Genomic DNA, 24,465 nt, shown 5'->3' with positions numbered 1-24,465 from the left:
TCGAGGCGCAGGCGGTTCAATACCCTGGTGAAACGCGACGCTGACGATGTCCATAGAAACGGCGAACGTCGATCAGCTTTTGTAATTTGATTTAAATGGACAGAAGGCCCAACGACTTATGTGAGGCCGCCGACGCACTTGCAAGCGCATCCCTTCGAACTCCGCCGAGAACCGGACAAGCGGCTATCGCCGCTCCGAGAATGAACATGCCCTATCGGGCATAAGTAAAAATACAAACAAAAAAACCTGCTCAGTTTCCTAAGCAGGTTTTTGTATTTTGGCGGAGTGGACGGGGCTCGAACCCGCGACCCCCGGCGTGACAGGCCGGTATTCTAACCAACTGAACTACCACTCCTAAACTAATGCAGACCGTTTGAGTTCTGGTGGGTGCTGAGAGGCTCGAACTCCCGACCCGCGCCTTGTAAGGGCGCTGCTCTACCAACTGAGCTAAGCACCCGCACCTAAGCTCAAACAATCACTCGCCATCTGTCAATGACGAAAGACCGCTAGTTTAGCGCATCTTTCAAAGCTTTGCCAGGTTTAAATTTAGGTACCTTCGCTGCCTTGATTTTAATCGCTGCACCGGTGCGTGGATTTCGACCTGTACGAGCCGCGCGCTTGCCGACGGAAAATGTGCCGAAACCTACCAGCGTAACGCTGCCGTTCTTTTTCAGTGTGGTTTTTACTGCGCCAATGACAGCATCCAGCGCACGCGCCGACGCGGCTTTGGAAATATCCGCAGACTTGGCAATGTGATCGATCAATTCGGTTTTGTTCACTTACGCCCCTTTAGACAAAGATTGGATTTCGCAACGGCGTCTTCCTCTGTGAATGACGCAAGACGCTCATCACACGCAATGCAGAAAAATCTGCAGAAGGTATTAAACAAGCCGCAAACCCTTGTGTCAAGCGGTTTACAGCCAAATCAAACTGCCCGAAATGTCCCTTTTAGCAAATACGTAAAACGTTTTATTTTTTTGCCAACAGCATAAAAAAAGCGCCCCGAAGAGCGCTTTTTTATCTTGCCCGACCAATCCTGAGACTTGTCGGGCAATAAGCTCATCAATGCTTCACGACGCTGGGATCTGTCGATTCTTCTTTGGGTGTCACCGCTGCGACAACCGCTTCGTCTTCAACCAAAGGGGTGGGCTGACGCTCCAGAGCAATTTCCAGCACCTTGTCGATCCAACGTACCGGCACGATTTCCAACTTGTTTTTCACGTTGTCGGGAATCTCGGTCAGATCCTTGACATTTTGCTCAGGGATCAGAACCGTCTTGATACCGCCGCGATGCGCTGCCAGCAGTTTTTCCTTCAAGCCGCCGATTGGCAAAACCTCGCCACGCAGGGTAATCTCACCGGTCATCGCAACGTCAGCACGCACTGGAATACCGGTAAAGACCGATACCATTGCCGTCGTCATCGCAATACCTGCCGAAGGACCATCCTTCGGGGTGGCGCCTTCAGGGACGTGAATATGGATGTCACGTTTTTCGAACACATCGCTCTTGATGCCGAGCTTGTCCGCGCGGCTACGCACAACCGTGCGTGCTGCTTCGATCGATTCCTTCATCACATCGCCCAAGGTACCGGTGCGAATCACGCCGCCCTTGCCTGGCATTGTCACGGCTTCGATGGTCAGCAGATCGCCGCCCACTTCTGTCCATGCCAAACCAACCACCTGGCCGACCTGATTTTCTTTTTCGGCGATGCCGAAATCGAAACGCCGCACGCCAAGGAATTTATCCAGATTGCGCGAGGTGACAGTGACCTTCTTTTCCTGTTTCTTCAACAGCAGCATCTTCACGACTTTGCGGCAGATCTTGGACACTTCGCGTTCCAGCGAACGTACGCCGGCTTCACGGGTGTAGTAGCGAATGATGTCGCGGATCGCCGATTCAGCCACGCTGATTTCGCCTTCTTTCAGACCGTTGTTCTTGATCTGTTTCGGCAGCAAATAACGTTGCGCGATGCTGGTCTTTTCGTCTTCGGTATAACCTGACAAGCGAATCACTTCCATCCGATCCAGCAGCGCCGGCGGAATATTGAAAGAGTTCGACGTCGCCACAAACATCACGTCCGACAAATCGAAGTCGACTTCGATGTAGTGATCCGAGAATGTGTGGTTCTGTTCCGGATCCAGCACTTCCAGCAACGCGGACGATGGATCGCCGCGGAAGTCCATACCGAGCTTGTCGATCTCATCCAGCAGGAACAGTGGATTACGCACACCAACCTTGGCCAAGCTTTGCAAAATCTTGCCGGGCATGGAGCCAATGTAAGTACGACGGTGACCGCGGATCTCCGCCTCGTCACGTACACCACCCAGAGCCATACGGACGAACTTGCGGTTCGTCGCACGGGCGATCGACTGGCCCAGCGAAGTCTTACCCACACCTGGAGGACCAACGAAGCACAGAATCGGCGCTTTCAGCTTGTCGACGCGTTGTTGCACGGCGAGGTATTCCAAAATGCGTTCTTTGACCTTGTCGAGGCCGTAATGGTCGCCTTCAAGGACTTTTTCAGCATTTGGCAGATCGTTATTGACCTTGGATTTTTTCTTCCAAGGCAAACCGACCAAGGTGTCGATGTAGTTACGCACGACCGTCGCTTCCGCGGACATCGGCGACATCAGTTTGAGCTTCTTCAGTTCGGACTGCGCCTTTTCCAACGCTTCCTTCGGCATCTTGGCAGAGAGGATCTTCTTCTCCAGCTCTTCCAGATCGGCGCCGTCTTCGCCTTCGCCCAGTTCCTTCTGGATGGCCTTGACCTGTTCGTTCAGGTAGTACTCGCGCTGCGATTTTTCCATTTGGCGCTTGACGCGGCCACGGATGCGCTTTTCAACCTGCAGGATGTCCAGTTCGCCTTCCAGTTGGCCGAGCAGATGCTCGTGGCGCTTGGCGACGTTGAAGATTTCCAGGATGACTTGTTTTTGCTCAAGCTTGAGCGGCAAATGGGCAGCGATCGTGTCAGCCAGACGGCCGGCATCATCGATGCCTGCCAACGAGCTCAGGATCTCTGGCGGAATCTTTTTGTTCAGTTTGACGTACTGGTCGAACTGCTGAACGATGGTGCGACGCATGGCCTCGACTTCAGCTTCGTCGCCCAGCTCAGATTCAACCGGTGTCAAATCGGCAACGAAATGGGTATCCAGTTCGCTGATGTGATGGATGCGCGCGCGCTGTGCGCCTTCGACCAGCACTTTGACAGTGCCATCAGGCAATTTCAGCATTTGCAGGATATTGGCGACGCAGCCGATTTCATAGATATCGTCTGCCGATGGCTCATCCTTGGCGGCGGCTTTCTGGGCGGCAAGCATGATGCTCTTGCCCTGCTCCATTGCAGCTTCCAAAGCCTTGATCGACTTTGGACGACCGACGAATAAAGGGATCACCATATGCGGGAAGACAACAACATCCCGCAACGGCAACAGAGGCAATTGCGTTTGTTCTGTGAGAGTAGAAGTCGTCATGGCGAGCCTTATCAAAAGTTACTGTTAGTGATGTTGGCGCGAGCTGCTAAAACACAAGCCCAAACTGAATAAAAACACGACAACTTTTTGGAGTAATGCGCTTGGCAAGGTAAAAACTGCGGTTAATAAAGTGACAAAATAAGTGACAAAAATAACAACAATTTCACAAACAAAAAAAGCCACACACGAAGTCGCCCTCGGGTGGCTTTACGATGGAAGCCGAAGTGAAGTTCGCGGTTTATTGTACCGCTTTTAGTTCAAACAGATTCCATCCGGTATTTTTAGCTCCCGGATGGCTTCCGCCTATGATCAGCCGCCCGAAACCTTGGGCTGTTCGTGGTAGATCAGCAAAGGCTTGGCGCCGTTGGTGATGGTGTTTTCATCGATGACCACCTTGGCGACATTTTGCTGGCTTGGCAGCTCGTACATCACGTCCAGCAGCGCATGTTCAAGGATGGAGCGCAGACCGCGCGCACCGGTCTTGCGCGCCAGCGCCTTCTTGGCGATGGCTTGCAGAGCGGCAGGACGAATCTCCAGCTCCGCGCCTTCCATTTGCAGCAGCTTGGAATATTGCTTGATCAGCGCATTCTTCGGCTCCAGCAAGATCTGGATCAGTGCTTCTTCATTCAATTCGTTCAGCGCTGCGATCACAGGCAGACGGCCGACCAGTTCGGGAATCAGGCCGAACTTGACCAGATCGTCCGGCTCAGCGTGCAACAGCACTTCGCTGGCGGTCTTCTGAGTCTGACTCTTGACGCTGGCGCCGAAACCGATGCCGCTCTTTTCCGAGCGTTCGGAAATAATTTTCGTCAAACCGTCAAATGCGCCGCCGCAGATGAACATGATGTTGGTGGTGTCGATCTGCACAAAGTCCTGGTTAGGATGCTTGCGACCGCCTTGTGGCGGCACCGAAGCCATCGTACCTTCGATCAACTTCAGCAAGGCTTGTTGTACACCTTCGCCGGAGACGTCACGAGTGATCGACGGATTGTCGGACTTGCGCGAGATCTTGTCGATTTCATCGATGTAGACGATGCCCTTCTGGGCCTTTTCGACTTCGTAATTGCAGTTCTGCAGCAGCTTCTGAATGATGTTCTCGACGTCTTCACCGACATAGCCGGCTTCGGTCAGCGTGGTCGCGTCGGCGATCACGAAGGGTACGTTCAGCATGCGTGCGAGTGTCTGGGCCAGCAAGGTCTTGCCGGAACCGGTTGGACCGACCAGCAGGATGTTGCTCTTGGCGAGCTCGACGTCGTCCTTCTTGCCGAGATGCTTCAGACGCTTGTAGTGGTTGTACACGGCAACCGACAGAATGCGCTTGGCAGTCTGCTGGCCGATCACATACTGATCAAGCAATTCGGAAATTTCTTGCGGCGTCGGCAGATCCGATTTGGCACCGGCAACCGACTCAACGCTGGAAGCTTCGTCGCGAATGATGTCATTGCACAGATCGATACATTCGTCGCAAATAAAGACCGACGGACCTGCGATCAGTTTTTTGACTTCATGCTGACTTTTGCCGCAAAACGAGCAATAAAGCAGCTTTTCGCCACTGGAAGATTTTTTCTCGGACATATAGGGCAAATGTGAATAGAGTTCGGCTTGATCATACCTGCGATTTCATGATTCGTCACGGAATCGCCATATTTGCGCGCCAGTAAAAACAGGTTCTAGCCTACTCCATATGGGATCGCAAACAAAAAAAGCAATAAGATGGAAATCAGGCCTTAATCGAGGCATTGACGGGCGATATTGACCGTTTTTTACAGTAGTTGCATTGATGCAGTGCAAAAAGAAAATGCCCGAACCGAAGTTCGGGCATTTGCTGAAAACACAATAACCAAGCGACGTAAGAGAAGACGGAGACCGCCCGCTCAACACTGCCTGCCTGTTACTTGTTATGCGCGTTTTTCCAATACCTGATCGATCAGACCATATTCAGCAGCAGCCGCCGCCGACATGAAGTTGTCGCGATCGGTATCCTTGCCGATTTGATCGATCGTACGACCGGTCTTCTCAGCCAGGATGGCGTTCAGGCGTTCACGCAGATACAGAATTTCGCGCGCCTGGATTTCGATGTCCGATGCCTGACCTTGCGCACCGCCCAGAGGCTGGTGAATCATGATGCGCGAGTTCGGCAGTGAGAAACGCTTGCCTTTGGCGCCAGCGGCCAGCAGGAAAGCGCCCATCGAGGCAGCCAGACCGGTACACAGCGTGGAAACATCCGGCTTAATGAATTGCATCGTGTCGAAAATCGCCATGCCGGCCGAAACCGAGCCGCCCGGTGAGTTGATGTACAGCGAAATATCCTTGTCAGGATTTTCGCTTTCCAGGAACAGCAATTGCGCCACCACCAGGTTGGCGGTCGCATCATTGACCGGACCAACCAGGAAAATGATGCGTTCTTTCAGCAAGCGCGAATAAATATCATACGCACGCTCGCCGCGACCGCTCTGCTCGATCACCATCGGGACCATGCCGAGCATCTCTGTATCCAGTGCAGACTGCTTGATGAAACCTGTCATGTGCATTTCCTTATGCGTAGTAGTCTTCTCTGATGTTACCCGAGAAGGTCGAATTACGCTTGCGGCTGATTGCCCATCAACGCGTCGAACGCGACCGATTTCTCGGAGACTTTGGATTTACCCAACACGTAGTTGACGACGTTTTCTTCCAAAACAAGAGCTTCGACTTCAGCCAGACGGCGACGATCGCTGAAGTAGTACTTCAGGACTTGTTGCGGGTCTTCGTAGCTTTGTGCGAAGTCTTCGACTTGCGCCTTGACTTGTTCTTCAGTAGCTTCCAGCTTGTTGGTCTTGACGACTTCAGCCAGGATCAGGCCCAGACGGACGCGACGTTCTGCTTGTGCCGCGAACAGTTCGCGTGGCAGTTGCATGCCCTTAGGATCCATGCCGCGTTGCGCCATGTCCTGATGCGCCATTTCAACCAGGCGCTCGATGTCTTGCTCAACCAATGCCTTCGGCACTTCCAGTTCGCTGACCTTGATCAGGGCGTCCATGACGCTGTCTTTGGTCTTTGCCTTGGTGCGGGCGCTGACTTCTCGTTCCAGATTGCGCTTGATATCTTCGCGCATCTTGGTCAGGTCGCCGTCTTCGATACCCAGCGACTTGGCGAATTCTGCATCGACTTCCGGCAGGTGCGCCCATTCCAGCTTCTTCAGGGTGATGGTGAATTCTGCAGTTTTGCCTGCCACGTCCTTGCCGTGGTAATCAGCTGGGAATGCCAGCGGGAAAACCTTGGATTCGCCAACCTTCAAACCGATTGTCGCTGCTTCGAACTCAGGCAACATACGGCCTTCGCCCAGCACGAACGGAAATGCATCAGCCTTGCCGCCTTGGAATTCAACGCCGTCGATCTTGCCGACGAAGTCGACCGTAGCGCGATCGCCGTTTTGTGCAACTGGCTCACCGCCGTCGCCGTGCGCGCCCTGCTCGCCCTTGACGTGGTAGTGCACGCGTTGCTTGCGGAGGATGTCCAGTGTCTTGTCGATTTCAGTGTCGGAAACAGCCGATGTCGTCTTCTCGACTTCCGCCGAGGACAAATCGCCGATCGCGACTTCTGGGTAGACTTCGAATGTTGCGTCGAATGCCAACGAACCTTCAGCCACGCCTTCGCTTGTCTTTGGTTCGATCTTTGGATAACCGGCAACGCGCAGGTTGTTTTCGACTGCGATGTCGTTGAATGCGCGGCCGACTTTATCGTTCAGCACTTCGGTTTCGACTTGATAGCCGAACTGAGCGGCAACCATCTTCATTGGCACTTTGCCTGGGCGGAAGCCTGGCGCCTTGGCAGTGCGAGCGCGCACTTTCAGGCGTTTTTCAACTTCAGCCTGCACGTCGGCCAGTGGGAATGTCAGGGTAATACGGCGCTCAAGTTTGCTCAGAGTTTCGACTGCAGTTGCCATGTGAATCGTCCAAAAATTAATAAATTCCGTGGTGCGGCCCGGAAAGAACAAGCATAAAAACCATGCCTTTTGCCCTGCCCGGCCGCGCTAAAGTCCGCTATTTTATACGGAAAAGATGCCGTTGCGCCAAAACGCCCCGGTTCTGTTAATAAAAACGACCGTGGCGGTTGGCAAACCTTGTACCAGCGCTGCCTGTGAGCGCTATCCGTCAGCTCTGCTTGCCGGACAAAACTGCTTCCACAGTGCGGCCGATTGCCAGCACGCGTGCGTCGTTGCCATACTGGCCGCAAATGCTGATGCCGACCGGCAATCCTCCTTCGGACGGGCACGGCAAGTTCAATGCACAGCCGTCCAGAAAATTGATCACACTCGGATTGCGCAATACCAGGCCGTTGGTGGCAAAGAAAGTTTCATCATTGTCTTGCAAAGCTTGCACCATTGGCGGCACCACCGGGACGGTCGGCATCAACCATGCATCGAATACCGACAAGCGACGCGCGGCCTGCGCAATGATGCGCCGACGCGCCTCAAGAAGATCAATATAATCGGCCGCAGTCTGCTGAGCGCCACGACGGATGCGCACCGCCACACGCTGATCGTACTGATCCGCAGAGCTTTCCAGTAGCTTGCGATGCCATGCCCACGACTCTGCTGCACTGAAACCACCGCCAGCATTGATCAGCGGCAATTCTTTCAGTTCAGGAAATGAAAAGCGTTGAATCAACGCACCTGCGCTTTGCAAGCGCGACAACGCCGCATCAAAAGCAGCGCGCACGGTGGCGTCCATGCCATCACCGACAAAATCATCGGTTACACCGAATCGCAGGCCTGCAAGGGGCACGGCATCCGTTTCAAGATTTTCGCCGGACAAAATGGCATCGACGATGGCACAGCAATCCACGCTGCGCGACAGGGGCCCGGCAGAGTCCAACGTGGTCGACAACGGTACCGCCCCCTGCAAACTCACACGATCTGCTGTTGGCTTGAAGCCGGTCAATCCGCAAAACGCGGAAGGGATACGGATCGAGCCGCCGGTATCCGTACCCAACGCCGCTACAGCCATGTCCAGCGCTACGGTCACGGCGCCGCCGGAAGTCGAACCACCACTCACCCGCTCCACATCCAAAGGATTGCGCGGCGTACCGTAGTGCGGATTCAGGCCGAGACCGGAGAAGGCAAACTCGCTCATATTGGTACGACCGAGCAAAATCGCGCCCGCATGCCGCAGATGCGCCACTGCAGACGCATCATTTTTTGCGGCCGGCTTGCTAGCGAGTGCTTTCGAACCGGCTGCAGTCACTTCACCTTGCACGTCAAACAAATCCTTGATCGAGACCGGCAAACCGGCCAACAACGAAGGCACGTTGCCGGCAGCACGCGCGGCATCGCTGGCGCGCGCCGCAGCCAACGCCCGATCAGTGTCGACACTGATATAAGCCGCACCGCCCTGCCCGCGATACGAAGCGATACGCTCCAGCGCCTGCTCTACCAATTTGACGCTCGTTGTCTGCCCAGACTGCAATTCTGCAGCGAGTGCTCTGATAGTCTTCATTATTTATTTCACCGGGATAGGAGTGGATGCCGCGACAGGAACTGCGGTAATTGCATTCATCGGACTACCGTCGATCAGCTTGTCGGAATACGTCAAATATACCAAGGTGTTGCGTTTAACATCGACGAGCCGCACGATGTGCAAACGCTTGAACAGGATGGACATCCGCTCGGAAAAGACATCTTCCTGCTGCGGCACGGTACCCTTAAACGTCACCGTCGCCGCAACCTGGCGGCAGGCGATAGAAGCTTCCGCCTTGTCTTCAGCCAGACCGACCGTACCCTTCACGCCGCCGGTGCGCGCGCGCGAGACATAACAAGTCACCCCTACAACTTTCGGGTCGTCGTAGGCCTCAACGGCAATACGGTCATTTTTCCCCAGCCAGCGGAAAGCTGTGCTGACGTCGCCGAGTTCCTGGGCCATCACGGGCAAGGTTGCGGACAGAGATACCAACGACACGGCTACGGCCAGTTTCAATACGTTATGCATAAGGTTTCCTACCTGAAGAAGAAATCAACGAAGCCATGACATTAACAGAGGCTGCACGTCAGCCTCATCGAAGAATTGCCAGATTTGCGAGAATCAACCGGCCTCGTCCATCAGCGAAAAACGCGGCACACGCTTGCCGTCGACTTCGATGATCTCGTGGAATACCTCTTTCGGACGAATCCAGACCGTGCCGTTGGCAGCACGATAGACAACCATCGGCGTCAGATCCGACTCCAGCGTAGCATCGTGGAGATATTCATAAATACCGCCTTTGTAATGTTGATAGCGCATGTAAACCTCAACAGAAAATGGAAGAATGAAAATGAAAACGCCCGGAAGAACATGCGACCGAAGTCAGCGCATTCTTGCCGGGCGAATATAACAACATCAATAACAAAGGGAATGTTGGTGCGAGGGAGGGGACTCGAACCCCTACACCATTGCTGGCGTCAGGACCTAAACCTGGTGCGTCTACCAATTTCGCCACCCTCGCTGAAAGGTGCATCACCGACCGGACTGCATTGGAACTTTTCAGCGTATTTGCCGGAAAACCAAGCCCTGTCAATGAGGTAGCATTTTTATTGCAGCCCGCTATTCTACTGCAAGCTTGGCGGGCTGTCTGCGTTTTTATAGGGTCAGAATGCATTTTTTCCGCGCCCACTTCCCGCCTCCCGCATCCTGCAACGACTTTTATGGCCGCCACGCCTTCCGCGCAAAATCGGTGCTAAGACGCTTAGCGGCCGCATGCTCTTCAGAAATCGGCGCAAACAGATTTTTCCATTACTATTCGGGACAGAAAAGGCTGGCGGCCAGGCGCAGGGTTCAGCAAACACCCTGCGTCCACTTCGCTCCGCACTACACTGCATTGAATTGCATTCTTCGCTCCGCCTGCCCTCAACCACTTTCACTGGATGTCCGTTTGCATGGCTGTTGACCATTACGAAAATTTTCCCGTTGCTTCGATTCTTCTGCCGGCGCACCTGCGTCCCGCCGTCAAAGCCATCTATGCTTTCGCGCGCAGTGCTGACGATATCGCCGATGAAGGCGACGCCAAACCGGCGCAACGACTCGCTGCACTGACCGCGTATGAACGGCAACTCGACAAGATCGAAGCCGGGGCCACACTCACTGATCCGATGTTTCAGACACTGGCAGACGTTATTCATCAGTACCGACTTCCTCTGACGCCTTTTCGCGACTTGCTTTCGGCCTTCAAGCAAGATGTCGTGACCAAGCGCTATCAAGACTTCGATAGCTTGCTCGATTATTGCCGCCGGTCCGCCAACCCTGTGGGTTTGCTCATGCTGCACCTCTACAAAGCAGCAACGCCAGAGAACGTGCGCGACTCGGACACTATCTGCTCATCGCTACAGCTGATTAATTTTTGGCAGGACGTTGCTATCGACTGGGAAAAAGAACGTATCTATCTTCCAGCGGAAGATCTGCAACGCTTTAGCGTCAGCGAACAAGATATCGCAGGCGCTACCAACAACCAGGCCTGGCGTGCGCTGATGCAGTTTGAAATCAATCGTGCGCGCGCCATGATGCTGGCTGCGGCGCCGCTGGCGCGTCGCTTGCCGGGACGAATAGGTTGGGAATTAAGGATGGTTGTGCAAGGCGGCTTGCGTATTCTGGAGCGCCTGGAACAATCGGAGGGTGATGTGTTCAGACACCGGCCGAAACTGGGAAAGACAGACTGGTGCGTGATTTTGTGGCGCGCCATTGTCATGTGACGTCGCGCATCAAGGCGACAATCGGACGATCACAAGACGAAAAAAAGCCTCTTCAATGAAGAGGCTTTTTCGTCATCGACCTGACGCAACGAGAATGCAGGCCTTAGATTACTGGCCCTTGTTCAGATCGCTCTTGGGCTGAGGCTGCGCCAGCTGCGCATTACGCTCGGCAGTCGATTCCTTCTTTTCTGCCTTCAGCTCCTTCTTTGCGGCCTTCTTGTCTGCCTTCGCTTGCTCCTTTACAGCCTTCTTCTGCGCCTTGTAGTCGGCCTTGGCGTCAGCGTCCGATTGACGCTTCTGCACATACGGGTCGCTGGATACGCCGTTAGCCGTCGAAGCAGGAGCAACCATGCCGGGCGATGCAGGCACATCTGTCGTGCTTTGTTGTGCCATGGCGCCGCCGGTCATGGCGAGCAGTGCGGCTGTAATAACGAGTTGACGTGTCTTCATGTGTAAATCTCCTTCTACATTTTTCAATAAATCCATCGCCGGGAGAGAAATGGCGCGATGTCTGTCAGACATCGCCGGACACCGCTCCCATAAAGGCTTTGCGACGGGCATGTATTAGTAGAGATCAGAAATTCACAATGGTTCTCGCGATTTGCAACTGAATGTTAGCGACCTTGCGTCAAGGTCGATTTTCATCTCAGGCGATTCAGCGTTTTGGTGTCTTTCTTTTGCTTTGCTTATAAATCGTTTTAGCATCCAGCAATGCGCGCTCTTGCGTACGCATCGCTTCGAAATCATCGTGCTTGACGAAAAATTCCTCAGACTGCGCCTTCACCACCATCTTGATCGCATCGGCGTCATTGACGTCATACAGCTCGGCAATCAGCGTGGTCACTTCATCCAGATATTCTTCGTAAGTCATTTGACACTCCCTCTTCTTGATTCTTAATCTACTCAATTGCTCGCACCACGGCGGAACGGCGCAGTGTATGCGCCCCGCACCTTGCAAGTCTATCGCCTCCTGCAAATATATTTACAAGAGAATGAGAAAGAATGGAAATGAGCGCTTGCTATTCAAATTGATCCTCTGTAGACTTCGGCTCCTCAGACGCGGGGTGGAGCAGTCTGGCAGCTCGTCGGGCTCATAACCCGAAGGTCGTAGGTTCAAATCCTGCCCCCGCAACCAAATACGATAAGGGCTTGCACATTGTGCAGGCCCTTTTGTTTTGGTTTCTGTTCGTTCTTATGGCGGATTCATCTCCTGCCGCCTCAGAGATGACTGTAGGCCGCTCCTGATGCCGCTCTGTTAGACTTCCCTCACTTCCGTTAGCGCTCAGGTCCAATCATGGTGAACACGACACCCTCGCCCTCCTTTCCTTTTTCAAATCTGGCGCTCATGCCGGCCATGCTCGCCAACCTGGACGCGCTCGGCTATCGCGAGATGACGACGATCCAGGCTGAAAGTCTGCCTTCGGCGCTGGAAGGACGCGATTTGATTGCTCAGGCAAAGACCGGCAGCGGCAAGACTGCAGCGTTTGGCATTGCCATGTTGCATCGGCTGAATCCGGCGTATTTTGCGATTCAGGGCCTGGTCATTTGCCCGACGCGTGAACTGGCGGATCAGGTATCGAATGAATTGCGCCGCCTTGCGCGCTTTACCGAAAACATCAAGATCCTGACCTTGTGCGGCGGCACTGCCATGCGCCCGCAAATTGCATCGCTGGAACATGGCTGTCATATCGTCGTCGGTACACCCGGTCGCATCCGTGACCACATCGGCCGCGACACCATCAACCTCAAAGCCGTCCAGACGCTGGTGCTGGACGAAGCCGACCGCATGGTCGACATGGGATTCTACGAGGACATCGAAGGGATCGTCAGCGCCTGCCCCTCCCGTCGCCAGACTTTGCTGTTTTCAGCGACCTACCCTGACGATATCCGCAAGGCCAGTTCACGCTTCCTGCACGACCCGGTAGAAATCAAGGTCGAAGCCCAGCACGATGGCGAAAAAATCGAACAGCGCTTTTTTGAAGTCTCGGCCGAGCAGCGCAATTTTGCGGTTGCACGGCTGCTGCAACACTATCAGCCGGTATCGACGCTGGCCTTCTGCAACACCAAGATCCATTGTCGCGAACTGGCGGAAGAATTGCGCGCACAAGGATTCAGCGCATTGGCCCTGTACGGCGATCTGGAGCAACGCGAGCGCGATGAAATCCTGGTGCAATTCGCCAATCAAAGCTGTTCGGTGCTGGTCGCGACGGATGTGGCGGCACGCGGACTCGACATTGCCAACCTGAGCGCCGTGATCAACGTCGACGTCACCCGCGACACGGAAGTCCACATCCACCGCATCGGCCGCACCGGCCGCGGACAGGACAAGGGTCTGGCGCTGAATCTGTGCATCCCGACCGAAAAACGCTGGGTGAAACTGATTGAGGAATATCAGAAAGCGCCGGTGCAATGGTTCGACCTCAATGCGCTGGACACCAATGAAGACAAGGTATTGCGAGCACCGATGCGCACCTTGTGCATTCAGGGCGGCAAGAAGGACAAGCTGCGTCCGGGCGACTTGCTCGGCGCACTGACCGGCGATGTCGGCCTGACCAAGGAGCAGGTCGGCAAGATCAACGTGTTCGAGTTTTCAACCTATGTGGCGCTGGACTACCGCATTGCTGAAAAAGCCTACGCACGTCTGAGCGAAGGCAACATCAAGGGCCGCAACTTCAAAATGCGTCTGATGCGAACAGCCTGAAGCCCAATCTGCAACAAATAAAAAAGCAGCCATGATGATGATGGCTGCTTTTTTATTACCTCAGGCGTTCTGCCGATTCAGGAAATCAAATCAGCAAAGCCTGGGTCAGTGAACGGATTTCGTCAGCGGAATCTTCCAGCATGTCGCGCAAGGAATCATCACCGATGAATTCATCGACGATGGTGTCCGGTGCACGGCCGGCTTCCAGCAGACTCTTCTGGAACGGCGAAGGCACCGGCGACAACTCTTTCGCCAGCAGCAGCACGTCGCCCAGCGTTTCCGGCGGCAATACCCGGATGCCATGCCACAAGGACTCCACGGCGGCAACCACGGCCTCGGGAATGCCGAGCTTTTTCAGCACGGCGCGGCCGATCATTTTCTCGCCATATTCTGCCCAGTCTTCGGAATTGCCGTCGAGCAGGCCGGGGAACTCATCCGTGCGCGACAACAGGTAAAACCCACCGACTTCGTGGACGATACCGGCAAACATGGCAGTTTCCGGATCCAGCCGCGTCATCTTCAACGCAATCACCTGCGCGATCGCAGCGACGTTGGCCGTGTGCTCCCACAGTTGCGCCGCCTTGACGCGCATTTCCGCGTCGGAGATGTTGCGGCCCAGTTGGCGCACGATAACGGCTGTCGTAATCGCGTTCAGGGTTTTGAAACCGAGACGCATGACCGCCGTTCGGACGTTGTTGATTTCGCCGCCGGAGCGGTTGTATGCGGCCGAATTGGCGATCGCCACGGTACGTGCCGACAGCAGCGGCTCTGCCATCACAAGCTTGGCAGCCGCTTCCAGGTGACAATTCGGATCGTTAAGCGCTTGCTGCAGTTTGATCGATGCATTGACGTTGGTAGGAAATACCAGTTCGCCGCGACCGGCCTGCGCTGCAATGCTTCTGAAAGCTTCCAGTCTGTTCATGAAGAATTAGTCTCCTCGCCTTGATATGAGCTGCTTACCCCTGCCGTATCCGATGATGGCTCCCATTGGAAGCGCATGCGCCGATCCGGCTTCTTTTCTTATCTTCTCTTATCCTGCCGTGCCGTCGCCAACCCTTCAGTCGTGATCCATTGGCTTGTTTTTGCATTTTTACCAACAGCATCCGACTGTCTGCCAGCGATGAAGCCATTGCCGTCAGTCATGTCTCGTTGCCCTCAGCTTAATGTACAAAGTCTACCGCTGCAACCATATATATCGAAGCTTTTATCCTCTATTTTCGAGGCTTTGCGCGAATGCCGCGTACAAAGCAGATTGCCCTTCGCCCCCTAGTCGGCTAGCATAGCGGCTTCGCGCATTGCGCCCGCTTTCATTGCTATCCCACTTCATGTCTCCTGACGAATATTGCCAGCAAAAAGCTGCCCAGAGCGGCTCCAGCTTTTACTACAGCTTTTTGTTCCTGCCACCTGAGCGCCGACGTGCCATTACTGCACTGTACGCCTTCTGCCGCGAAGTGGACGATACCGTTGATGAAATAGAAGACGCCGGTGTGGCGCGCACCAAACTGATGTGGTGGCGCAAGGAAATTGCTGCAATGCTCAATGGGAATCCCAGCCATCCGGTCACCCTTGCCCTGCAGCCGCATGTGGCGACTTATGGCCTCAAAGGCGAACACTTGCAGGCGATCATTGACGGCATGGAGATGGATCTCGACCAAACGCGCTATCTCGACTTCCCCGGCTTGCAACGCTATTGCTGGCACGTCGCCAGCGTCGTGGGCATTTTGTCGGCGAGCATCTTCGGCGTCACACAAGGCGGCACGCTGCTGTTTGCTGAAAAACTCGGACTTGCGTTTCAACTGACCAACATCATCCGCGATGTCGGCGAAGATGGGCGCAAGGGCCGCATCTACTTGCCGGTCAATGAATTGCAGCAATTCAACGTCACCGCCGCCGATATTCTTAATGCGCGTCACAGCGAAAACTTCGAGAAGCTGATGCGTTTCCAGGTAGAGCGCGCTCAGCGCGTGTACGACGAAGCCTTCGCCTTGCTGCCGAAAGAAGACCGCCGCGCCCAGCGCCCGGGTCTGATGATGGCGGCGATTTATCGCACCTTGCTCAACGAGATTGAGCACGATGGTTTCCACGTCTTGAATCAACGCATCTCGCTCACGCCGATACGCAAACTATGGCTGGCGTGGAAGACTTATATACGCGGCTGAAGCAAACCACAGAGACACAATATAGAAACAGACTTGTAACAGCTGCCGGTACAGCTGAACTTTAACCCGCTCAGAACGTCAATTCGCTTTCCGGATTTGACCGACGAGAAAATGAAACGAATTTACGCAGTATCTCTGTTTGCCGGCCTTGCCTTCATTGCCAGTATGGTTCTCAATCCCGCCTTCAACAACACGTTAAATCGCTGGGGCAAAAAAGAGTTTTACGTCTACGTAGTGGATCCTGGAAAACGTATTTTGCCGGACACCATCGTGCGACATATTTATGAATACCGCCTGCCGGCCATGGACGAAGGCGGCAGCCAGAAAACGCTGACCTTCACTTCGGACAAGCAATTGTCGCTCGACACGTATCTGCGGCTTTACGTGTCCTCAGCCGACAAAGTGACCGCCTGGGAAGAAGTGCCGCAGCAGGAATTACCGGACCGGATCAAGAATGGGAACATCCCCTGACAATAAAAGTATAGATCACATCGCCGTCATCGGCGGCGGCTGGGCCGGCTGCGCTGCGGCAGTCAAACTTGCTCAGGCCGGACGATGCGTCAGCCTGTTCGAATCCAACCGCATCCTCGGCGGCCGCGCCCGGCGTGTAGAAATCAACGGCCGCACGCTGGACAACGGCCAGCACATCCTCCTCGGTGCCTACCGCGCCACGCTGCAACTGATGAAAGTCGTCGGCATCGATGCCGGAAAATCCTTGCTGCGCCTGCCGCTGCAGATGCGTTATCCGACACACATCGATGGCATGGATTTCATCGCGCCACGCTTGCCTGCCCCTTTGCATGTGCTGGTCGCGTTGGTCAAAGCCAGAGGGCTGACACGCGACGACAAAATGGCGCTGGCGCGTTTTTCCACCACTGCGCGCTGGATGGGCTGGCAGCTGTACGACGATTGCAGCGTCACAGAATTGCTGGAGCGCTACGAACAAACCGAGCGCCTGACGCGCCTGATGTGGACGCCGCTCTGTATTGCGGCACTCAACACGCCACCGCAGCGCGCCTCTGCCCAGGTCTTCCTGAACGTACTGCGTGACAGTCTGGGTGCGCGTCGCACTGCGTCCGACATGCTGATTCCGCGTACCGACCTGACGGCGCTGTTTCCGCAGCAAGCAGCCACGTTTGTCGAACAATGCGGCGGCGATATCGTTTGCGGGCGGGCGGTTGAGTCGATTTCTCCGCGCGCTCCCTCTCAAACCGGATCGCCATCGGCGCGCTGGCAAATCCATTTCAAGCAAACCGACGATCCGGCCTCCTTCGACGGCGTCGTCATTGCTACCGGCCCGGAAGTCGCCGCAGATTTGCTGGAGGGAATCTGCGATACCGTTTCACTACGTGCGCTGGATTACGAACCGATCACAACGTGCTATCTGCAATACCCGCCGCAAGTCCGCCTCGATCAGGCTTTCTACGCTTTGCTGGATGATCCGCAGCAGGCGGCGTGGGGGCAATTCGTCTTTGATCGCGGTCAGCTCAGTGCTGATGGCAGTGACAATGCAGGCCTGCTGGCTGTCGTAGTCAGCGCCGCCGGCGACGCCATTGCACAGGGGCATGCGGCACTCACCGAAGGTATTACCACTCAACTGGCACAACAGTTGCAAAATCCACTACTGAAAACACCGCTCTGGAGCAAGGTCATCTCCGAAAAACGCGCAACGTTTTCCTGCACACCGGGCTTGTTACGCCCCGACAATAGCACCATGCCGCCTGGCTTGGCGCTGGCCGGCGACTATGTCGCAGGCGACTATCCCGCTACGCTGGAGGCTGCTGTGCAAAGCGGCATCAAGGCCGCCGAGCTGTTTCTGTAAGCAGACGGCCCGTCTTGGCCATTTAGATGGCCATTTCGGCGGCGATGTCGTCCACGGTCGTGCAGACATTTAATTCAGCGAAACTTTTCATCTTTGCCGCCAAAGGGATTCACCCCATGAGCGGTCTGTTTGTTCTACGATACGGTCAAAATTCAGCAAACACGTATCCCTATTTACGGATTCTATTTTTCGGAGAATAAACATGCCCGTCATCACCTGTGTCGAAGATTTGCGCGTTCTGGCAAAAAAACGGGTACCTAAAGCGTTTTACGACTACGCCGACAGCGGCTCCTATACGGAGAGCACCTATCGCGCCAATACCGACGACCTGGCGGCGCTGAAGCTGCGCCAGCGCGTTGCCATCAACGTCGACAAACGCTCCACCAGCACCACCATGATCGGCCATGACGTCACCATGCCGGTGGCGATTGCTCCGACCGGACTGACAGGGATGCAATGGGCAAACGGCGAAATGCTGGGCGCGATCGCGGCAGAAAAATTCGGCATCCCTTTCACACTGTCGACCATGAGCATCTGCTCGATTGAAGACGTAGCCAGCGTCACCACCAAGCCGTTCTGGTTCCAGCTGTATGTGATGCGCGACCGTGGCTTCGTGAAGTCGATGATTGATCGCGCCAAGGCGGCAAAGTGCTCTGCGCTGGTGCTGACGCTGGATTTGCAGATCCTCGGCCAACGCCACAAGGATCTGAAAAACGGCATGTCGGTGCCACCGAAGCTGACGCTGGACACCCTCATGGATCTGGCGAGCAAACCAGGCTGGGCCTTGCGCGCGCTGACCGGCCGCAAGACCTTCGGCAATCTGGCAGGCCACATTACCGGTGGCGGTAGCGGCATTCAGACGCTGAGCCAATGGACGGCAAGCCAGTTCGACCCGACGCTGAACTGGGACGACGTCGCGTGGATTAAAGAACAATGGGGCGGCAAGCTGATCCTCAAGGGCATTCTCGACGTGGAAGATGCCAAGCTGGCGGCACAAACCGGCGCCGATGCATTGGTCGTCAGCAACCACGGCGGCCGCCAGCTGGATGGTGCGATGTCGTCGATAGAAGCGCTTCCGGCAATTGCCGAAGCAGTCGGCGACCAGATTGAAGTCTGGTTCGACGGCGGCATCCGCACTGGTCAGGACATCCTGAAGGCAACTGCGCTGGGCGCCAAAGGCACCATGATCGGCCGTGCCTTCCTGTATAGCCTCGGCGCCATGGGCGGTGAAGGCGTGACCAAGATGCTGCAAATCCTGCAAAAAGAACTGGATGTGAGCATGGCGCTGACCGGCACCAGGGACATCAAGGATGTCGGCCCGCAGATTCTGATTCCGCGTCGCTGATCAGTACCTGCAACAAAAAAATCCCGGCTCACGTCTGACGTGACCGGGATTTTTTTATAACTACAGGAGGTATAGGGATGCGGATACGGGCTACTGTCCGGGACGCTGCTGCGACCAGGGCGTGTGCTGACCGGTCAGTTCTTCAACCACGTCCTTTTGATCGAAATGACGCGCCAGATCAAGAGCCGTCATGCCGTCTGCGTTTTTCAGCGTGATATCCGCGCCCTCTTCCTTGAGCAATCTGACGGCGGCAGTCCGGCCGCGCACCGCTGCCAGCATGATCGGCGTCATCTTGTCGTCGGGGGATTCTGCATCGATATAAGCGGAGGCATCCAGCAGTTGCTTGATGATGTTCGGATTGCCGTTGATGGCCGCATAGTGCAAGGCAGCCCAGCCGGGGCGATTCACTTCCACTTCCTTGTCGAGCAACAGTTTCACCACGCGCTGATTGCCGTAAAACGCGGCGACCATCAAGGCCGTATCGCCATTTTTTGCCTTCACTTCAAGATCGACGCCCGGCGTGTTGAATAGCACGTCGAAAGCTTTCATCGAATCTTCACGGATGGACAGGGTCAGCGCCGAATAGCCGCGCTGCGGCTCAACCACATTGGGACCGAGACCGCGTTTGATCAGCTCCTGCAACTCGCGCGGCGCATCCATTTTGACTGCAGTGATGTAATCCTCGTAAGAGCCGGCCTGCACAAAAGGCGATGCCAATGTGGCCACTGCCAGCGAAGCAATCCCGACAAAACGTTTAACAAACTGCTCGATCTGATTCAGCATGCCGCAACCCTTATTTGGCCATCTTGAACAAGGTGAAGAAATTTTCCGTGGTGTGACGCGCCACTTCTTCCACCGAAATGCCGCGCAAGTCGGCGATGAATTCTGCGACGTGACGCACAAGCCCGGGCTCGTTGGTTTTGCCACGGTGTGGCACCGGCGCCAGATAAGGCGAATCGGTTTCGATCAGCATGCGCTCCAGCGGTATCGTACGTGCGACCTCTTGCAATGCCTTAGCGCTTTTGAACGTGACGATGCCGGAGAAGGAAATATAAAACCCGAGTTCAATGGCGGCATCAGCGACTTCCTGCGACTCCGTGAAGCAATGCATGACGCCGGCAACGCCACCTGCTTCAGGACTTGCGCCCTCTTCGCGAAGGATACGGATTGTGTCTTCCGAGGCTGAGCGGGTATGGATGATCAGCGGCTTGCCGGTGATGCGCGAAGCACGGATATGCGTGCGGAAACGCTCGCGCTGCCATTCGAGATCGCCTTGCAGGCGAAAATAGTCGAGCCCGGTTTCACCGATGGCGACAATGCGCGGATTGTCGGCCAGCTCGACCAGTTGCTCGACAGTCGGCTCCGGCGTGTCTTCATAGTCGGGATGCACCCCGACCGAAGCATAGATATGCGGATGCTTCTCCGCCAGCGCGAGCACTTGCGGAAATTCAGGCAGGTTCACCGATACGCACAACGCATGGCTGACGCGGTTCTCAGCCATCTTGCCGAGGATATCGGGAAGACGCGCTACGAGTTCGGGGAAATTGATGTGGCAATGGGAATCGATATACATGATGGCCGCTATTTTACGCCATCGCCCCGCCTCCGGCCTGCGGTGATCATTGATACGCCGACGCAGTCCTTCAGCGACGCAACCGGCGTACCCCTATCACCACACCCGTGCCGCTCAACGCCAGTCCGCCCAGGCTCAGCAAAATCAACGCGGCATCCCACCAGGGACGGCTCGACAGCAATACCGGCAAATCCCAGCTGTGCAAAAAGGCGAACAACCAGCGTTTGACGCGTTGCCGCTGATCCAGCTTGCCAAGCACGACGCCGGTAGCCGGATCTATGTGCACCCAGGTTTGCGCCGCATCGGCATAGCGGATGCGCAAGACCGGCAAGGAATGCGACATGCCGCCCATCATGGTGTGTGCCTCACGGCTGTAATAGTAGGTATCCTCTTGTTGCAACAATTGCACGTCCGCAATGGGTGCGTCGATCAACCTGGCGGCGGCACTCAATATCTCTGCTGGCGGCGCCTCGCTCACCTTTTGCGTCGTAGCATCGATCATGCGCGTTCTTCCCCCGCCGTCGACAGCGATCAAGTATGGCTTGCCGTCAAGCAGATGCCAACGCAACTCTTTGACATGCAAATCGGACGGCAACAAACGCAAGGCATCGCGACTGCCAAGCGGCCAGGTCGCCGGCGTCAACTTTGCACCTGCGTAAGCCTGTTGATTGATTGCCGGCGCGGCGCCGCTGAAGATATTCCAGGGATTCATCGACATCAAGCCACTGAACACCCAGGTCAGCGTCACACCGGCAAATCCCAAACCGACCAGATGATGCCAACGCATGACAGGCTCGCGATACGGCGTTTTCGCGCCAGATCGAAACCGGCCACGGAATCGCCAGCGCCAGACACCGATCACGCTGCCGCTGATTGCCACCAACACACCGGCCAGCGACAGGTAGACCACGATGCCATTCCACGCGCCTTCCAAGGGACCGCCGCGAAAAGCGTATAGCCAGTGCAACCAGGCGCCGGCGTAATTCCAGACACGCTCGGTCTGCGTTGCCTTGCGCACGACTTCGCCTGTCGCGCCGGATAGATAAAGCAGCGTCCGCTCGGGATCATTCATCTGCACACGATGCAAGGGCCGATGCATATCGAGGCTACGTGTGTGTGTCCAGGTATCCTCATCAATCAGATCGATATAACGCGGCGTTGCCTGCGGCATGAATACCTGTGCCGCCGATATGGCGTTGGTGCTCGAAACACCTTTTATCAGCGTTCCGCTAACGGCATCGACGGCGAAGATTTTTTTACCGCTGCGAAATTGATACTGCGGTTGTTCGCCCGCACTGGTCAGCACAATCGACGATGGCTGGATACCTTGCGGCAGCGCACGAGCCGCCTCATCCACGGCGATGCAACAGCGGCGACTGTCGAGATCCGGCAAGCGTGCCAGTCGCTCTGCCGATGTCAGCTTGGGATAGCCGACATACATCATCACCACGCCGCTGACGAACCACAACAGCATGACCAGACAGACGACAATCCCGAGCCATCGATGGATGAGAAAAATTCCACGTTTCATGGCTGCGCTGCTTAGAAATTCGCCAGTACAGCGATTTCAAACGTACGCGGTGCGCCGAGGTAAAACATCGGCGCCGAGGTTACGTTGTCGGCATACACTTTATCGGTCAGGTTTTTGACGCGCGCAGTCACAGTCGCGACGCTTTGGATCTTGTAACTCAGGCTGGCGCCAAAGATGGCGTAGCCTGGCGCACTGAGTGTATTTGCCGTGTTGCCGTAGACCGACGATACTGCGCGCGCATCGAGGCCTGCGTTCCAGCCTGGCATGAAGGCGTAGTCCAGCCACAGGTTGGCGACGCGCATCGGTGTATTGGTGGGTCGCTTGCCGGCGCGCGACACGGCCACACCTCCGACGCTTTCGGTAAAGTCATCGTACTGCGCCTTAACCAGTGAAAAATTGCCCTGCAGGCGCACATTCTTTACCGGCCGCACACCGAACGCAAACTCCAGCCCGCGCGAAGACTGCTGGCCTGCCGGCACCGTATTGTTGGGATTGGTGGAATCGGTGACCGCCAGATTCTTGCGCTTGATCGCGTAAGCAGAAATCGTCGCGTTGCCGCGTCCGTCCCAAAAATCGAACTTGCTGCCGGCTTCGACCTGATCGCCGGTAGTCAGATTGAAATCGCGCACCTGGCTGAAACTCGCCGTCGTCAACACACCTGCAGGTGGATCTGCCGCCGTACTGTACTGGACGAATACATTGGCGCTCGGCGTGATGTCCCATACCAACCCCGCCCGGCCGGTAGTCGGGCGATAGGTATTGCTGAAATACGCAGGATCAGTCGCGCTGGCCGTGCGCAGGTTTTCGACTTCCAGCTTGATCTGATCGTGGCGCAACCCCGTGACCAAGGACAGTGAAGACAAGAGCCGGGTGCGATTCTCAAGAAAGGCTGCCAGCGTGGTGACGCGATTACTACGATCCGGAACGAAATCCGGCGTCATGCCTGGAATGGAAAAGAAGCTCTCCGTGCTGAAATTGTAGGGATCAACCGAGCTGATCGGTCCGGCGACAGTGCGCGGAAACCGTTTCATCCGATTGATGCTGTAGTCGACGCCGCCGGCCCAATCGGACTGCATCGCGCCCAGCTTGCCATGGTGCTGCCACTCCAGACGATTGCCGGTCAGCTCCTGATCGTGCCGCTGCAGAAATGCTGAATTGCGCACGACCTGCGTATTGGTGGCGTTGTAGCGATACACCTCGACATTGCGATAGTCGCGCAAGGCGTTGTAGTGATAGAAGGTGTTCTTGATCGACGTGTCGGCAGACAGACGATAGTCAACAATGGAGCGAAACCATTCCACGGTTTGTTCATAAACGCCATCGTTGGCGTTGTAATTTTTAAAGCGCGTCGCGGGATCGATGCGTCCGACGCCGGTAGTCGGGTTGAGCAGCGGCGTGCCCCAGTAGGGGCGGTCAACGTGTTCCTGCTGATATTCATAGGCCAACGTATGCGACAACTGCGGCGTGATGTCGGTCAACAGCGAAAAAGCACCGCTCAGAGAGCGACGCTTCTCACCATCGACATAACCGTCGCTGCCGCTGCGGCTGAGGTCGATGCGCAGGTAGTTGGTCACACCAGCACCATCATCGGATGAATTCTCGCCACCAATCTTGCGATTGATCCCTGCGGCGGCGACTGATGAATTGTTCGAACCATAGCTGCCGTAAAGCTGTGCCGTGTTGCCATCGCGATTGGCGAGCTTGGTGATGTAGTTGATCGCACCACCAACCGATCCGGCGCCGTTGACGAAGCCGGATGCACCGCCGACTGCTTCGACGCGATCGTAAATCCAGCTATCGATCGGTCGAGCCGAGATGGAGTCATACTGGACGGTGATACCGTTAAAAAGCTGCGTGATTTGCGACGCAGAAAAACCGCGATAAGAGACGAAACCCGCCTGGCCTGGTGGCGCAGACGCCGTGACGCCGGGAATACCTCGCAAGATCTGCTGCGTGTCGCTGGCGCCGCGCGCTTCGATGGCGCTGCGATCGATGATGCTGATGCTGCCGGGCGTTTCGCGTACGCTCAGTCCGAGTCGGCTGGCGGTCGATGCGCTTTGATCCAGCGGCAGTTTTTCATTCGGTTCATCTCGCGTCTCGCGTACTTCAATGGTCTCCAGTACATCACCGGCAGCCATGGCGGTGCCACCGGCTGTTCCCGACA

The 24,465-nt window shown here is 55.7% G+C and carries 21 protein-coding genes and 4 tRNA genes; 7 read left to right on the top strand and 18 right to left on the bottom strand.

Annotation, left to right across the window (positions count from 1 at the left end; all coding sequences use genetic code 11):
- Positions 1-278: 278 nt before the first annotated feature.
- The 11 genes from hmeg3_RS10475 to hmeg3_RS10425 all read right to left on the bottom strand — a co-directional run bounded on the left by hmeg3_RS10475 (position 279) and on the right by hmeg3_RS10425 (position 9,930).
- A tRNA-Asp gene (locus hmeg3_RS10475) sits at positions 279-355 on the bottom strand.
- Positions 356-381: 26 nt separating this feature from the next.
- A tRNA-Val gene (locus hmeg3_RS10470) sits at positions 382-457 on the bottom strand.
- A gap of 49 nt (positions 458-506) precedes the next feature.
- Complete coding sequence (locus hmeg3_RS10465; protein ID WP_094563669.1) at positions 507-779, bottom strand: HU family DNA-binding protein; 273 nt, start codon at positions 777-779, stop codon at positions 507-509.
- 283 nt (positions 780-1,062) lie between these two features.
- On the bottom strand, positions 1,063-3,471 hold the full coding sequence (gene lon, locus hmeg3_RS10460) for an endopeptidase La (protein WP_094563668.1): 2,409 nt from the start codon (positions 3,469-3,471) through the stop codon (positions 1,063-1,065).
- A 309-nt stretch (positions 3,472-3,780) separates the two neighbouring features.
- Complete coding sequence (clpX, locus tag hmeg3_RS10455) at positions 3,781-5,046, bottom strand: ATP-dependent Clp protease ATP-binding subunit ClpX (RefSeq protein ID WP_050476998.1); 1,266 nt, start codon at positions 5,044-5,046, stop codon at positions 3,781-3,783.
- Positions 5,047-5,369: 323 nt separating this feature from the next.
- Complete coding sequence (clpP, locus tag hmeg3_RS10450; protein ID WP_050476999.1) at positions 5,370-5,996, bottom strand: ATP-dependent Clp endopeptidase proteolytic subunit ClpP; 627 nt, start codon at positions 5,994-5,996, stop codon at positions 5,370-5,372.
- A gap of 53 nt (positions 5,997-6,049) precedes the next feature.
- Positions 6,050-7,396, bottom strand: a complete 1,347-nt coding sequence (gene tig, locus hmeg3_RS10445) for a trigger factor (protein ID WP_094563667.1) — start codon at positions 7,394-7,396, stop codon at positions 6,050-6,052.
- Between the two features lie 208 nt (positions 7,397-7,604).
- On the bottom strand, positions 7,605-8,948 hold the full coding sequence (locus tag hmeg3_RS10440; protein ID WP_094563666.1) for an amidase: 1,344 nt from the start codon (positions 8,946-8,948) through the stop codon (positions 7,605-7,607).
- A 3-nt stretch (positions 8,949-8,951) separates the two neighbouring features.
- A complete protein-coding gene (locus hmeg3_RS10435) occupies positions 8,952-9,371 on the bottom strand; it encodes a CreA family protein (protein WP_369828883.1) in 420 nt (139 codons plus the stop codon).
- Between the two features lie 159 nt (positions 9,372-9,530).
- On the bottom strand, positions 9,531-9,728 hold the full coding sequence (locus tag hmeg3_RS10430; RefSeq protein ID WP_094563664.1) for a DUF1653 domain-containing protein: 198 nt from the start codon (positions 9,726-9,728) through the stop codon (positions 9,531-9,533).
- Positions 9,729-9,843: 115 nt separating this feature from the next.
- Positions 9,844-9,930: transfer RNA gene (locus hmeg3_RS10425), tRNA-Leu, on the bottom strand.
- Between the two features lie 430 nt (positions 9,931-10,360).
- On the opposite strand from hmeg3_RS10425, the gene hpnC reads away from it, so the two are divergent.
- Positions 10,361-11,170 carry a squalene synthase HpnC gene (hpnC, locus tag hmeg3_RS10420; RefSeq protein ID WP_094563663.1) on the top strand — a complete coding sequence of 270 codons (810 nt, stop codon included), beginning with the start codon at positions 10,361-10,363 and terminating at the stop codon, positions 11,168-11,170.
- 108 nt (positions 11,171-11,278) lie between these two features.
- Here hpnC and hmeg3_RS10415 read toward each other — a convergent pair whose 3' ends face one another.
- Both hmeg3_RS10415 and hmeg3_RS10410 read right to left on the bottom strand, forming a co-directional pair.
- Positions 11,279-11,620: a hypothetical protein gene (locus hmeg3_RS10415; protein WP_094563662.1), complete on the bottom strand. Its 342-nt coding sequence runs from the start codon at positions 11,618-11,620 to the stop codon at positions 11,279-11,281.
- A 205-nt stretch (positions 11,621-11,825) separates the two neighbouring features.
- A complete protein-coding gene (locus hmeg3_RS10410) occupies positions 11,826-12,041 on the bottom strand; it encodes a hypothetical protein (protein ID WP_094563661.1) in 216 nt (71 codons plus the stop codon).
- A gap of 187 nt (positions 12,042-12,228) precedes the next feature.
- On the opposite strand from hmeg3_RS10410, the gene hmeg3_RS10405 reads away from it, so the two are divergent.
- Both hmeg3_RS10405 and dbpA read left to right on the top strand, forming a co-directional pair.
- Positions 12,229-12,305, top strand: a tRNA-Met gene (locus hmeg3_RS10405).
- 159 nt (positions 12,306-12,464) lie between these two features.
- Complete coding sequence (gene dbpA, locus hmeg3_RS10400) at positions 12,465-13,871, top strand: ATP-dependent RNA helicase DbpA (RefSeq protein ID WP_094563660.1); 1,407 nt, start codon at positions 12,465-12,467, stop codon at positions 13,869-13,871.
- 85 nt (positions 13,872-13,956) lie between these two features.
- On the opposite strand, the gene hmeg3_RS10395 is transcribed toward dbpA, so the two are convergent.
- Positions 13,957-14,793, bottom strand: a complete 837-nt coding sequence (locus tag hmeg3_RS10395) for an HDOD domain-containing protein (RefSeq protein WP_094563659.1) — start codon at positions 14,791-14,793, stop codon at positions 13,957-13,959.
- Positions 14,794-15,196: 403 nt separating this feature from the next.
- Between hmeg3_RS10395 and hpnD the strand changes: the two genes are divergently transcribed.
- The 4 genes from hpnD to hmeg3_RS10375 all read left to right on the top strand — a co-directional run bounded on the left by hpnD (position 15,197) and on the right by hmeg3_RS10375 (position 19,197).
- A complete protein-coding gene (gene hpnD / locus hmeg3_RS10390; RefSeq protein WP_094563658.1) occupies positions 15,197-16,030 on the top strand; it encodes a presqualene diphosphate synthase HpnD in 834 nt (277 codons plus the stop codon).
- 96 nt (positions 16,031-16,126) lie between these two features.
- Positions 16,127-16,501 (top strand): YxeA family protein, encoded by a 375-nt coding sequence (locus hmeg3_RS10385; RefSeq protein WP_232511946.1) that lies wholly within the window; start codon positions 16,127-16,129, stop codon positions 16,499-16,501.
- On the top strand, positions 16,485-17,852 hold the full coding sequence (gene hpnE / locus hmeg3_RS10380) for a hydroxysqualene dehydroxylase HpnE (RefSeq protein WP_094563657.1): 1,368 nt from the start codon (positions 16,485-16,487) through the stop codon (positions 17,850-17,852). Before hmeg3_RS10385 ends, hpnE begins: the two co-directional genes overlap by 17 nt.
- A gap of 202 nt (positions 17,853-18,054) precedes the next feature.
- Positions 18,055-19,197 carry an alpha-hydroxy acid oxidase gene (locus tag hmeg3_RS10375; protein ID WP_094563656.1) on the top strand — a complete coding sequence of 381 codons (1,143 nt, stop codon included), beginning with the start codon at positions 18,055-18,057 and terminating at the stop codon, positions 19,195-19,197.
- 90 nt (positions 19,198-19,287) lie between these two features.
- On the opposite strand, the gene hmeg3_RS10370 is transcribed toward hmeg3_RS10375, so the two are convergent.
- The 4 genes from hmeg3_RS10370 to hmeg3_RS10355 form a co-directional block, all read right to left on the bottom strand.
- A complete protein-coding gene (locus tag hmeg3_RS10370; RefSeq protein WP_094563655.1) occupies positions 19,288-19,980 on the bottom strand; it encodes an ankyrin repeat domain-containing protein in 693 nt (230 codons plus the stop codon).
- A gap of 10 nt (positions 19,981-19,990) precedes the next feature.
- On the bottom strand, positions 19,991-20,770 hold the full coding sequence (locus hmeg3_RS10365; protein WP_094563654.1) for a TatD family hydrolase: 780 nt from the start codon (positions 20,768-20,770) through the stop codon (positions 19,991-19,993).
- A gap of 70 nt (positions 20,771-20,840) precedes the next feature.
- The gene (locus hmeg3_RS10360; RefSeq protein WP_094563653.1) at positions 20,841-22,301 is read right to left on the bottom strand and encodes a PepSY domain-containing protein; all 1,461 of its coding nucleotides are present in this window, start codon (positions 22,299-22,301) and stop codon (positions 20,841-20,843) included.
- Between the two features lie 11 nt (positions 22,302-22,312).
- Positions 22,313-24,439, bottom strand: coding sequence for a TonB-dependent receptor (locus hmeg3_RS10355; protein ID WP_369828882.1), 2,127 nt, complete (start codon positions 24,437-24,439; stop codon positions 22,313-22,315).
- Positions 24,440-24,465 lie beyond the last annotated feature (26 nt).

It is taken from the genome of Herbaspirillum sp. meg3 (assembly GCF_002257565.1).
GTDB lineage: Bacteria > Pseudomonadota > Gammaproteobacteria > Burkholderiales > Burkholderiaceae_D > Herbaspirillum.
This window is presented reverse-complemented; position numbering and strand designations above follow the sequence as displayed.

What these genes read in the sequence shown, in the direction of transcription:
- hmeg3_RS10370 (WP_094563655.1), bottom strand. Translation starts at nt 19,980, where the DNA reads ATGCTGAATCAGATCGAGCAGTTTGTTAAACGTTTTGTCGGGATTGCT.
- clpX (WP_050476998.1), bottom strand. Translation starts at nt 5,046, where the DNA reads ATGTCCGAGAAAAAATCTTCCAGTGGCGAAAAGCTGCTTTATTGCTCG.
- hmeg3_RS10355 (WP_369828882.1), bottom strand. Translation starts at nt 24,439, where the DNA reads ATGGCTGCCGGTGATGTACTGGAGACCATTGAAGTACGCGAGACGCGA.
- hmeg3_RS10410 (WP_094563661.1), bottom strand. Translation starts at nt 12,041, where the DNA reads ATGACTTACGAAGAATATCTGGATGAAGTGACCACGCTGATTGCCGAG.
- hmeg3_RS10440 (WP_094563666.1), bottom strand. Translation starts at nt 8,948, where the DNA reads ATGAAGACTATCAGAGCACTCGCTGCAGAATTGCAGTCTGGGCAGACA.
- hmeg3_RS10395 (WP_094563659.1), bottom strand. Translation starts at nt 14,793, where the DNA reads ATGAACAGACTGGAAGCTTTCAGAAGCATTGCAGCGCAGGCCGGTCGC.
- hmeg3_RS10360 (WP_094563653.1), bottom strand. Translation starts at nt 22,301, where the DNA reads ATGAAACGTGGAATTTTTCTCATCCATCGATGGCTCGGGATTGTCGTC.
- hpnE (WP_094563657.1), top strand. Translation starts at nt 16,485, where the DNA reads ATGGGAACATCCCCTGACAATAAAAGTATAGATCACATCGCCGTCATC.
- hpnD (WP_094563658.1), top strand. Translation starts at nt 15,197, where the DNA reads ATGTCTCCTGACGAATATTGCCAGCAAAAAGCTGCCCAGAGCGGCTCC.
- lon (WP_094563668.1), bottom strand. Translation starts at nt 3,471, where the DNA reads ATGACGACTTCTACTCTCACAGAACAAACGCAATTGCCTCTGTTGCCG.
- hmeg3_RS10430 (WP_094563664.1), bottom strand. Translation starts at nt 9,728, where the DNA reads ATGCGCTATCAACATTACAAAGGCGGTATTTATGAATATCTCCACGAT.
- tig (WP_094563667.1), bottom strand. Translation starts at nt 7,396, where the DNA reads ATGGCAACTGCAGTCGAAACTCTGAGCAAACTTGAGCGCCGTATTACC.
- hmeg3_RS10365 (WP_094563654.1), bottom strand. Translation starts at nt 20,770, where the DNA reads ATGTATATCGATTCCCATTGCCACATCAATTTCCCCGAACTCGTAGCG.
- hmeg3_RS10415 (WP_094563662.1), bottom strand. Translation starts at nt 11,620, where the DNA reads ATGAAGACACGTCAACTCGTTATTACAGCCGCACTGCTCGCCATGACC.
- clpP (WP_050476999.1), bottom strand. Translation starts at nt 5,996, where the DNA reads ATGACAGGTTTCATCAAGCAGTCTGCACTGGATACAGAGATGCTCGGC.
- dbpA (WP_094563660.1), top strand. Translation starts at nt 12,465, where the DNA reads ATGGTGAACACGACACCCTCGCCCTCCTTTCCTTTTTCAAATCTGGCG.
- hpnC (WP_094563663.1), top strand. Translation starts at nt 10,361, where the DNA reads ATGGCTGTTGACCATTACGAAAATTTTCCCGTTGCTTCGATTCTTCTG.
- hmeg3_RS10375 (WP_094563656.1), top strand. Translation starts at nt 18,055, where the DNA reads ATGCCCGTCATCACCTGTGTCGAAGATTTGCGCGTTCTGGCAAAAAAA.
- hmeg3_RS10435 (WP_369828883.1), bottom strand. Translation starts at nt 9,371, where the DNA reads ATGGCCCAGGAACTCGGCGACGTCAGCACAGCTTTCCGCTGGCTGGGG.